The sequence below is a fragment of the Chitinophaga pinensis DSM 2588 genome (assembly GCF_000024005.1).
Lineage (GTDB): Bacteria > Bacteroidota > Bacteroidia > Chitinophagales > Chitinophagaceae > Chitinophaga > Chitinophaga pinensis.
Genome location: NC_013132.1, coordinates 2,281,758 through 2,292,938, shown reverse-complemented (window position 1 = coordinate 2,292,938; position 11,181 = coordinate 2,281,758). Strand labels below are relative to the sequence as shown.

The window sequence follows — 11,181 nt, the reverse complement described above, 5'->3', positions numbered from 1 at the left end:
TTACACCCCAAAAAAGACAATGCATGTCAAACCGATTATTACCGGCAGGTATCCTGTTGGCCTCAATGTTCCTTCACGCATGTGAAGACAGTAAAAAGAAAACACCCGCAAAGAATATTGCTGCTGCTGCAGTTTTACCGGAGTATGAACGCACTCCTCCTATTGCCAGCAATATCCAGGTGAAAGCCCTGAAGGACCCTGTAAATGGCAACAACGTACTGCTTACAGCGACTTTCCCCCGGGGAGCAGTAAGAGAAAACACACTTTCCTTTCTTGTTGGCGACGAAACCCTGAGTCTGCGCGACGATGGTGTAGACGGGGATGCAAAAGCGGAAGATGGTATCTTCTCCCTTGCGATCAGTGAAGACCTTAACCGGTTCAAAGAAGACCTGACCGCTATCCAGCATGCCAATCTGGAAAAACTGAACAAACGGGAACACCTCTTCAGATGGTCCGGCAGATCCGCTACCCTGATCGACAATATCGTCAGGGAAAGTCCGGTGAAAAGCCTCGATTTTGACAGAGGCGCTACACTCGATCCCGATATTTTCAAACTGATCCCTGATCCTGAACTGAAAGAACGTTCCCTGATGATCACGGACCTGGGGGTTATAGAAGATCCCACCCGGACATTCAACCCTTGTACAAAAAAGGGCAATCCTAAAGGGGTATGGACATTCGGGCACCTGATCACCCAGATGGCCAATACACCATCCTCCGGTATCAGCGTGACTGCCTTTATCCAGTCCTGGCTGGAAAAATGGCTGACCACACAGACGATCAATGCCGATGCGGTTAATGCCCGTATCAATATGTTCAATACCGTCATTCTCCCATGGGTACAGAAAAGTAATCCCGGCGCCACAGTGACGCTCAGCAACTGGAAAACCTTCAATATCGATCCTAGCCTGGCGCCTTTCCGCCTGCTGGCCATTGTAAACCGTCTCGACCTGCGTGGTAACAGCGGTTATACCGTAAGTAATGCCGGGGAAGGCCGTTTTGTATTTGGCGTATTGAATACCAACTGTAATCCGCTTCGTTTTACCACCATCCTGGAATATGGCATTCCGAAGAACAATTGTAAGGAATTAGTAGACTTTGCACAGCAGTGGTACAACCTCAAGAACCTGGTGCCTGGTTCGGCTGCCTATAATAACGCTTTACAGGCGATTACAGACCAGTTCACCACAGCGGGCACCAGTCCATCCAAACCGAACGGAAGCAGCTTAAATCAGCTTAGAACGAATGAACTTGCGATAGGTAATCCCTGGGAGCTGAGGGAGTTTGTTATCAGTAAAAAGGGCGTATTTGACGAGGTAACAGTTAAGCAGGAACCTCAACTGAAATTCAACAGGATTGCAGGGGCTACTGCTGCCAACCAGTTATTGCTTGCAACATATGCCAACGGTAATGAGCCTTCTATTCTCGACCAGACTTACGCGATACAGGATATTGAAGTAGGCACCAATTTCCTGGGTGGTAAAGCACATACCCTGACTCCTGGTCATTTCTGGGATGCGGCAACGGCTGCCGGCGCTTCCCGTATTACCAATGATACGGTAAGGCACATCCTTTCTCTAAATACCTGTAGCGGTTGTCACGGCGGAGAAGCCAATACGGCCGTGGGTAACCTGATCAATGATCCGGCTGGTGTCTTTCATGCTGCGTTCCTGCAGATAGCACCACAGCCATTCGGGGTCAAACCAACCCTGGCAGCCTTCCTGACCGGAGATCCGGCACAGTTGGACGGCTTGTTTCGCGTGACTGATCCTGCCGGCAGACCTACCGGTGCTCCGATCAAATGGACCTTCAATGACCTGGCCAGAAGAGCAGAAGACCTCGAACAGCTGGTAAAAACCGGTTGTGGTAAATCACGATTGGAGAGTATTGTCCGGGTACTGACATTCAAGCCGCTGAACTTCACACACTGATATTTCATTTTGCATTGTTCATTGCTCAGCAGGAAGGATAAAAAGTCAACTGAAAGCTGTCAACATGCAATGACATTAATTTTGTAGCTGTCACTTCTTCCTGATATAGTCAGACTATGCTCATCTTACCTTAGTGCCGCCTTTTTTACGGAGCATTAACGTAAGATAAGTATAGTCTGACTATACATAAGCTATCCTCAGACAGCCATATATTTGTTTATCAGCCCTTTAAAAAAACCGGATATTTATTTGAAATACCGGTGAAAAAATAACAACTGGTACATAATCGAATTGCTCCAGTATTCCCAGTTATGCTCTCCTTGTCTTTCGATATAATCATGTGATATACCTTGTTCCAGCAGACGCTGATGCAGCTGACGATTCACATCTATAAAAAAGTCTTTTACACCACAATCGATGATCAGTGACAATGAATCATTCTTCAGATCAGGGAGCTGATTGACTACTACGTTTTTATCCCAGTTAGCCGCATTATCTTTCAAAGTCCCCAGCCTTTTTGCAATATCCCAGTTATTAGGGAAAGGACGAAAATCTACCCCACCGCTCATACTACCTGCCGCACCAAAAGTCTCCTGGTGACGGATAGCGAGGTACAATGCACCATGCCCTCCCATACTCAGTCCTGTAATGGCGCGGTGCTGGCGGTCAGTTTTCGTACGATAATGCTGATCGATAAAGGAAGGAATCTCTTTACCTACATATGTTTCAAAACGTACACCGCTATCCAGCGGACTATCCAGGTACCAGCTACTGAAGCCGCCGTCCGGGAAGACCATTATCAGCTGATACGTGTCAGCAACAGCGGCAAGACCCGGGATCTTTTTGACATAGTCTGCATAATTACCACTGTACCCGTGAAGGATATATACAACCGGATAATGCTCCTGTTTGTCTTTATAGCTATCAGGTGTGACCACCACACATTTCAGACTTTTGTGCATTGCCTTGCTATAGATCGCTATTGTATCTACCTGGGCCGCTTTTGTGCCCGTAAAGCCAAGCAATAACAACATAACCCCTAATACATACTTCATATCGTGAATTTTGCATTAAAATAATGCGTTTAGGCGATGCCTGCAAATTCCGGAAAACTCTCTTTTGGCGGATTGATTCCTTTTGATTAGTTTTGATATCATTTCGATATCAAAACTATACTATTATGGAAAAGATCGTTAAACCCGTCTCCGGCTATCTGGCCATCGTTCTTGGCATTATTGCCTTCCTTGCAGCTGTCTACCTGTTTCTGGTAGGAACGCAAACAGGTACAGGCATTTTTACATTGCTGGGAATCGTCTTTTTTATCGCGTTCGTCTTCACTGTAAAAGGCATTATTATAGTGAACCCCAATCACTCACGCGTACTGACCTTCTTTGGTAAGTATATCGGTACCGTAAAAGAAAACGGCTTAATGTGGGTAAACCCCTTCTACAAAACAGCCCATCTTTCCCTGAGAGCGCACAACCATAATGGTCAGCAGCTGAAAGTGAATGATAAGATGGGGAACCCCATCGAAATTGCCGCTGTAACTGTATGGCGGGTTACCGATACGTATAAGTCATCATTTGAGGTGGATAACTATCTGCAGTATGTGAATGTGCAGAGTGAAGCGGCTGTACGCCACCTGGCGGTAAGCTATTCTTATGACAGAATGGAAGATACCGACGTTGATACGGATATCACCCTGCGTGATGGCGGCGACAAGGTAAATGAGATGCTGGAAAAAGAATTGAACGAACGCCTGAGTCCTGCCGGTATCACAGTACTGGAAGCACGTATCAGTCACCTGGCTTATGCACCTGAAATCGCCGGCGCAATGCTGCAACGTCAGCAGGCGACAGCTATCGTAGCTGCACGTACTAAGATCGTAGAAGGCGCTGTAGGCATGGTAGAACTGGCACTCGACAGATTATCACAAAAGGAAATCGTAGTTTTGGACGAGGAGCGTAAAGCTGCCATGGTATCCAATCTGCTGGTAGTGCTTTGCGGCGAATCAAAAGTAGCGCCTGTTGTAAATACAGGTACCCTCCATCAATAACCAGGTAAATAAGGGGTATGGCGGATAAGAAAACATTTGTATTAAGGATTGATACCCAAACATATGAAGCAATTGAGAAATGGGCTGCGGATGAGTTCAGAAGTATCAATGGTCAGCTGGAGTGGATCATACACCGTGCACTGAAAGAAGCAGGACGTACGGTTAAAACAGGGCCTGAAAAGCCGCCCAAAAAGAATGACCCGGCATAACTAGCTGCCGCAACATCATTTAAAACAGGAAGGCCTGATCTGTAACAGATCAGGCCTTCTTTATTATACAGTGAGGTAAATCCTTCATTTACTATTTCCTCGCTTTCTGCATAGGGTTGCCACCTGTGGATGCACCACGTATGCCTTGTGACTGGCGGAAGAGCTCAAAGCGGGATGGAGCTGCTGCACGTGGCCAGCTATTGTTAGTCTCGTCAATATCAGCTGTCTCACGCAATGGATCCAGTTTAACGCTTACCACTTCTTTATCCTTTGCGAAAACTTTCGTTACACTGTTTTCATTTTTACGCCAGATATAAGCAGAAATACGGTCTGTTTCCTTTGTACCATCTGCAAATGTCCATTCGATGATCAGCGGCATTACCAGTCCGCCTACGTTAGAAAAAGACAGTTCATAGAAATTCTTTTTGCTTTCATACAAACGTTTTTCTTCAGGTGTCAGGCCGGCAGTAAATGCATCGTAAGCGGATTTATCTTCAGGGGTTACTTCGAAACGGTTCCATTTTACATAGAAGTCCTGCAGACTTGTATCCTTGTCCACTTCGAAAGTCATACCAGCAGCCTTGTTACGTGCACGGGAAATATGATCCGCAGCACGGTCATACTTCGCTTTTGCTTCCGCTTTGCTGATCTGTGGATCTTTGGTGTCAAGACGATACCATTTCACGCTGTCCAGAGAGATGTCAACTGGTTCGGTACCGAAGAACCATCCACGCCAGAACCAATCCAGGTCAACGGCAGATGCATCTTCCATTGTACGGAAGAAATCAGCAGGTGTCGGATGTTTGAATGCCCATCGGCGTGCATACTCACGGAAGGCGAAATCAAACAGATCTCTGCCCATTACTGTCTCACGCAGAATGTTCAGCGCTGTAGCTGGCTTAGCATATGCATTCGGACCGAACTGAGAGATATCTTCAGAGTTAGTCATGATAGGCTCCAGCTGATCTTTCGGCATCTTCATGTAATCAGTGATCTTGTAAGCAGGACCACGGTTGGAGGGGAAGTTGTTATCCCACTCCTGTTCTGTCAGGAACTGGCAGAAAGTGTTCAGACCTTCGTCCATCCATGTCCACTGACGCTCGTCAGAGTTTACGATCATCGGGAAGAAGTTGTGACCAACTTCGTGGATAATCACCCCGATCATACCGTTTTTGGTAGCTTCAGAGTAAGTTCCGTCTTTCTCTGCGCGACCGTAGTTAAAGCAGATCATTGGATATTCCATACCATTGGCAGCTTCTACAGAGATCGCTACAGGATAAGGGTACGGAATAGTATGTTTGGAATAAGTCTTCACAGTATGCGCCACTACTTTAGTAGAATAGCGGTTGTACAGTGGATACGCTTCAGGCCCATAGTAAGACATCGCCATTACTTTTTTGCCTTCCACGTTGGTCGCCATTGCATCCCATACCAGACGGCGGGAAGATACCAGGGCGAAGTCACGTACATTGTCAGCCTCATATACCCATGTCTTACGAGCATTCGCATGACCTGTCAGTGCTTTATTCGCTTCATCCAGCGTCACTACCTCGATAGGTTGTTTCGCAGTCTGCGCCTGCTGCCAACGCTGGTATTGTGCGCCGGTCAGTACTTCTTTGTAGTTCTGGCATTCACCGGTAGCACCTACGATATGATCAGCCGGTACGTTCATGCTCACATGGAAGTTTCCGAAGGTCAGGGCAAATTCACCACGACCGGTGAACTGCTTGTTCTGCCATCCCTGGAAGTCAGAATATACTGCCAGACGAGGATACCACTGTGTGATCGTGTACAGGTAGTTTTTATCTTCCGGGAAGTATTCATAACCACCGCGGCCACCCTGTACCATACGGTCAGAGATATTGTACCACCACTCTACCTTAAAACGGAGCTTCTGGCCCGGTTGCAGGGTCTGTGGCAGATCGACACGCATCATGGTCTGATTGATGGTATAAGGCAATGCCTTACCACTTTCGTCAGTTACCTTTACGATGTTCACACCGAAAGCCTTGCTACCTGGATTACCGAGTAAACCGTTTACCGTACGCATGCTCATTCTTTCTGACATGGTACTGCCATCAAAGCTGTTGTTGTCGCTTTTCAGGTCATGCTCATTCTCATCGAGCTGTAACCAGATATAGGTCAGCGGATCGGGAGAATTGTTAAAGTAGGTAACGGTTTCCGCACCAGTGAGCTTCTGCTGCTCATCATCCAGGGTAGCAGTAATGTCGTAGTCAGCCCGTTGCTGCCAGTATTTTGGTCCGGGTGCGCCGGAAGCAGAACGGTACATGTTTGGATCTGCGATCATCGTACCCAGCTGTTCAAAGCGGTTACCATGATTAGAGCCAGGATTCTGCGCCTGCGCCACGGCCGTCATAAAGCCCAGGGCAAGCGCCAGTCTGAAGGATTTTTTTCTCATAAACAAATCTATATTTCAAAGGTCGCAGCTGGTTGAATACTGCTTACTTAACCATTAATTCTTTAAACCGCTCAGCGGCCATCATAAAGGCAATCCCAAAAATAGCGGAAGAGAGAAACATATTCCAGTCTCTTCGTTTTACCCGGGTAATATTGACAATAATTCCTGCCAGTAGCAATACACCTGTAACGATCAGTATCTGACCAAATTCCAATCCGAGATTAAATGCCAGTAAGGGTGTAACAACATTTGTCTGTGTTCCCAGTAAACTTTTAAGGTAACCTGAAAAACCCATTCCATGGATTAAGCCGAAAAAGCCTGCAAAAAAGTAGTTGATCTGCAGCTTAACCGGCACAGTCTGCTTCCTGATGATATTGGAAAATGCGGTAATAAATATAGTGACAGGTATCAGGAATTCTATCAGTTTACTACTGATATGTACCACATTCGTCACGCTCAATGCCAGGGTAATAGAGTGCCCTATCGTAAAAGCAGTAACCAGCACCAGCACTTTTCGCCAGTCTTCAAGCAGGTAAATGGCACACAGGGCGGCAATAAACAGAATATGATCTATGCCCTCCCAATCCACAATATGCTGCCACCCCATCTGAAAGTACATCACAAACTCATTCATTACCCTATATTTGTTGCTAGTTTCAGTAATTATACAAAGCTCATCTTAATATTTAAAATTTTTTAGGCAAGTGGGGGTATTATTATATAAATGGTTGGTTTCGGCCTGGATGGTATTCCATCCATTTTACGTAAGTGTTACAGAAATAACGTATAACAAATCCGGTAACGAGCTGGAAATCAGTTGCCGCATCTTTGCAGATGACCTGGAAAATACCCTTAGAAAGCAGTCTAAAACCCCGCTGGATATCATTCACCCGGCCAACAAAGCCGCTACTGACAGTCTGATTGCCGGCTACCTGCGCAATCACCTCTTCGTAACCACCGATGGTAAACCAGTCCGCCTGCAATACCTCGGGTATAAAATCGAAGAAGAGGCCGCCTGGTGCTTCCTTGCTGCCGAAAATATCCCTGCCTTTAAAACCGCACATGTCAGGAATAATGTGCTCTATGATGAACACCCTAACCAGATCAACATGATCCATGTTATCCAGAACGGTGTCAGAAAAAGTACAAAGCTGGACAATCCCAAGGCGGACGCCGACTTCTCCTTCTGATTATCGTCTGTCGATGAACTTGATAGGTTTCCTGCTGCCTTCAGGGAACTGCATCTTCATGACGTCAGCCTGAGAACAGTAACGTACCTGTGGTATCACACGCAGTTTTGCCTGTAAATACGAACGAATCTTCCTGTCTATATCCTCTGTTTCCGCTACCGGCCAGAGATGCAGCAGGATCTCGTCTGTACCTATTTCATTGGAAAATACCTCCACCACAAACTCCTTCACTTCTTCCATATCATTCAGGAGATCAAACAAAGCCGGCGGATATAATGTCGTGCCTTTATACTTGATCATCTGTTTACGGCGACCGATCACCGGTGACAAACGCATCGTATGCCTTCCACAGGAACAAGGTTCCTGAAAATAACGGCAGATATCCCCTGTTTTATAACGCAGCAAGGGCATCCCTTCCACTCCCAGGGTCGTAATGGTGACTTCCCCATCCTGATTCGGTCCTACCGGCTGATTATTATCATCCAGTAATTCTATATACAGTAGTTCCGGGTGATGATGCCCGCCCTGACCTGCATTACATTCTGTAAAAGCTGTCTGCATCTCAGTGGATGCATACGTTGAATACAGCTTGATGTCCCATTGTTCTGTGATCTTCTTTCCCAACACATTCAGCGAAAAATCCACATTACGGATATTCTCCCCTATACATACCGCACTTTTCACCGATGAAGCGTTGATATCGATATTATGCTCTTTCGCAAAAGCAATCAGCTTTACAATAAAAGACGGTACTGCTACAATGGTAGTCGGCTGTATCCTGCTGATATTCTCCCATTGCAGGGAAGGTACACCCGGACCTACGCGCAGTACGCCGGCGCCCAGTTTACGGATACCATTGTAATAAGCCATACCGGCCATAAACTGACGGTCCAGTGTCAGCATCAGCTGGTAAATATCGTTTTCTGTACCACCGGCACAGCAGAAGGAAATGTATTCATTGTAACTCAGGCGCTCCTGGTCTTTCTGTGTCAATGCAATGATCACAGGGTTGCCCAAAGTGCCTGAAGTAGTTGTATATTCAGCGATCCGGCTCTTATCCACACAAAGGAAATCCCAGTTCTGCTGTTGCAGATGTTCCTTTGTAACGGGTGGTATCAGCCAGAGATCATTCAGCGACTTAACAGTGGAAGGTTGTATACCATGCTGCGCAAACCATTCTCTGTAGAAAGGAGAAAACTGACGCAGATAGCCCAGCAGGCGCAGTACTTCTGTTTCCTGATATTTCCTGATGGCAGCTGTAGATTGCAGTTCAATGTCGGGTATGTACATGGTTGTCGGTTTTCAGACCTCTATCAACACCATAGCAACAGCGGTTGCTTTTATATGTGATAGAGAGACATGTATCTGTTTAATCTGTAATTCACTATAACTGGCAACTGCCGTACCGGTCAGCTGTAGTAAAGGTTTTCCTGTCTCGTTATTGACAATCTCTATTTCGTTGAAGTTGATCTTGCCATGCCCCCAGCCTGTACCCATTGCTTTGAGAAAGGCTTCTTTGGCGGCGAAACGGGCAGCATAATGTTGTGCAGGATGCACCTGCTGCTCGCAGTAAGCTATTTCATTTGCTGTAAATACCAGGTCACGGAATCCTTTTCCCTTCTCTATCTTCACCGCAATGCGGTCTACTTCAACAATGTCGGTACCAATTCCGTAAATCATGATTATTTGCTTTTAGCGCATTTTTCAAGCTGTTTGCGGATATGCTTTTCTTCTCCTCTCGTCGCTATGACTTTGGTCAAAGCCTTTTTATAATAGGCCGTGGCTGCGGTATAATCTTTCCTTTTGAACATATAATCTCCCGCCAGTACATAAGCATGATAGTATTCCGGATTGAGGCTGATCAGTTGTTGCACATCAGCATCCTTACCATCCATGATATCGGTCTTAATCTTACGGAAGGCTACAAATGACTGGTAGTCCTGCGTTTGCAGGAAGGGATCCGCCGCGATCGTCTGTGTGCTGTCATACACCTCATGATCGTATTGCAGGCCCTTCATACTGAAAATAGAATCCAGGTTATACGCCACAAACTTACCCAGCTGCCAGGGCGCTGTAGATACCCATACCATTTTCTTTTTCGGTTCGAAAACGATAGAGTGATGTGCAATAAACTGATTGATCGCTCTTTCATTCCCCATACCGATATTCCTTCCACCCATACCGGCGCGGTCACGAAGGATATCCACCGTTTTCTGCACCGTGTTCGGACCTTTCTCTTTCAGCAACTGTGATAAACGATTAAAGCGGTAACCGGAAGCAGTTTCCTCCCGCTGTTTGATATTCTTTTCTTCCTTCGCCAGACCAGCACCCTGGAAGTGATTGGTACAGGTGATGAACTGGTCTTTCGGATCGTACATATCCATTTTCTCAGGCGTCTTCTCTATGATAGCCGCACGGTTGTCTTCTGCAGAACCTACCAGGAAAGACTCTGATACGAACATCTTATGTTTATTGGCAATGGTCCAGGCTTCGTCGATTGTTTTCGCATACTGCAAAATCTCTCTTGCTACCAGCGATACGGGCGTAGCCGAACCGGTAGGGATATCACTTTTATCCGCATTGATGGTTACCGTCAGTCCTTTTTCGTTCATACCGGAAGTCACGCCTGTAAAGCCGCCCCATGTTACCATCATAAAGCGGTAACCTTTCTCCGGATGATAGAAAGCAACGATTTTATCTTCTGCGAATTTGTCTCCTACATAAAAATCAAAGTTACGACCGATGATCAGGTTGCTGTCCGCAGACGCCCCATCCCAGGTACCGAAAGAAGTACAGGCTACCAGCGCCATATTCTGTAAGGCATGCCCGATGTCATGCGCCGCATGGTAGTTGAGCAGCCGCTCATAGTTGGAACCGATGAAATCGTATTTATCAGAAGCCGAAAAAGAGATCCCATAGATCTCTTCTTTATTTTCTTCAGCGATGTTATCAGCGAGATTTCTGTTGAAGAAACCAACGAAATAGCGCAGGAATTTCAGATAAGACTGCGAAGGGATCATTTTCTTAATCTGATCGGTAAAATGGTCCTCCTGGCGTTTTACCAGTTCGGCCGTCAGTCTACCTTCCACAACGCCCCTTTCAAATGGCTTCCCTTCTACATACAGTTCATAAAGGCCACTCTCACTCTTACGGAACCAGCTGTTACCGAGTGTATAGCTGCTGCTGTCCAGTGCTTTACGTTCCCATTGCAGGGATGATTTATCGGCTATTTCCGGCGGATCAATATGCGATACACTCATCACATAGACCACCAGTATGATAATCAACAGTAAGATCGTGCCGGTAATGTATAACAGCGCCCTTCCCAGTTTACGCCATCCGTTCCGTTTTTTTCCCCTTTTCAGTGCCATCGCTC

General features: G+C 46.3%; 10 protein-coding genes. 4 read left to right on the top strand and 6 right to left on the bottom strand.

From position 1 onward, the window contains the following. Positions 1-23: 23 nt before the first annotated feature. The gene (locus CPIN_RS09470; protein ID WP_012789556.1) at positions 24-1,931 is read left to right on the top strand and encodes a choice-of-anchor X domain-containing protein; all 1,908 of its coding nucleotides are present in this window, start codon (positions 24-26) and stop codon (positions 1,929-1,931) included. 245 nt (positions 1,932-2,176) lie between these two features. On the opposite strand, the gene CPIN_RS09465 is transcribed toward CPIN_RS09470, so the two are convergent. Beyond that, on the bottom strand, positions 2,177-2,986 hold the full coding sequence (locus CPIN_RS09465; protein WP_012789555.1) for an alpha/beta hydrolase: 810 nt from the start codon (positions 2,984-2,986) through the stop codon (positions 2,177-2,179). 125 nt (positions 2,987-3,111) lie between these two features. Here CPIN_RS09465 and CPIN_RS09460 point away from each other — a divergent pair, with 125 nt between their 5' ends. Next, positions 3,112-3,987, top strand: coding sequence for an SPFH domain-containing protein (locus tag CPIN_RS09460; RefSeq protein WP_012789554.1), 876 nt, complete (start codon positions 3,112-3,114; stop codon positions 3,985-3,987). 17 nt (positions 3,988-4,004) lie between these two features. Continuing rightward, on the top strand, positions 4,005-4,196 hold the full coding sequence (locus CPIN_RS09455; RefSeq protein WP_012789553.1) for a type II toxin-antitoxin system antitoxin: 192 nt from the start codon (positions 4,005-4,007) through the stop codon (positions 4,194-4,196). Positions 4,197-4,287: 91 nt separating this feature from the next. On the opposite strand, the gene CPIN_RS09450 is transcribed toward CPIN_RS09455, so the two are convergent. Beyond that, positions 4,288-6,615, bottom strand: coding sequence for a M1 family metallopeptidase (locus tag CPIN_RS09450; RefSeq protein ID WP_012789552.1), 2,328 nt, complete (start codon positions 6,613-6,615; stop codon positions 4,288-4,290). A gap of 43 nt (positions 6,616-6,658) precedes the next feature. Further along, positions 6,659-7,249, bottom strand: a complete 591-nt coding sequence (locus tag CPIN_RS09445) for a HupE/UreJ family protein (protein WP_044218217.1) — start codon at positions 7,247-7,249, stop codon at positions 6,659-6,661. 70 nt (positions 7,250-7,319) lie between these two features. Here CPIN_RS09445 and CPIN_RS09440 point away from each other — a divergent pair, with 70 nt between their 5' ends. After that, positions 7,320-7,805 carry a DUF6702 family protein gene (locus tag CPIN_RS09440; protein WP_012789550.1) on the top strand — a complete coding sequence of 162 codons (486 nt, stop codon included), beginning with the start codon at positions 7,320-7,322 and terminating at the stop codon, positions 7,803-7,805. On the opposite strand, the gene CPIN_RS09435 is transcribed toward CPIN_RS09440, so the two are convergent. Genes CPIN_RS09435 through CPIN_RS09425 form a run of 3 tightly spaced genes read right to left on the bottom strand, consistent with a single transcriptional unit; the run spans position 7,806 to position 11,176 of the window. Then, entirely contained in the window at positions 7,806-9,095 is a 1,290-nt protein-coding gene (locus CPIN_RS09435) for a flexirubin biosynthesis putative acyl-CoA ligase FlxY (protein ID WP_012789549.1), read from the bottom strand. It lies immediately after the preceding gene. A 12-nt stretch (positions 9,096-9,107) separates the two neighbouring features. Beyond that, a complete protein-coding gene (locus CPIN_RS09430) occupies positions 9,108-9,485 on the bottom strand; it encodes a holo-ACP synthase (protein WP_012789548.1) in 378 nt (125 codons plus the stop codon). A 2-nt stretch (positions 9,486-9,487) separates the two neighbouring features. Continuing rightward, positions 9,488-11,176 carry a C45 family autoproteolytic acyltransferase/hydrolase gene (locus CPIN_RS09425; protein WP_012789547.1) on the bottom strand — a complete coding sequence of 563 codons (1,689 nt, stop codon included), beginning with the start codon at positions 11,174-11,176 and terminating at the stop codon, positions 9,488-9,490. Between the last annotated feature and the right edge of the window lie 5 nt (positions 11,177-11,181).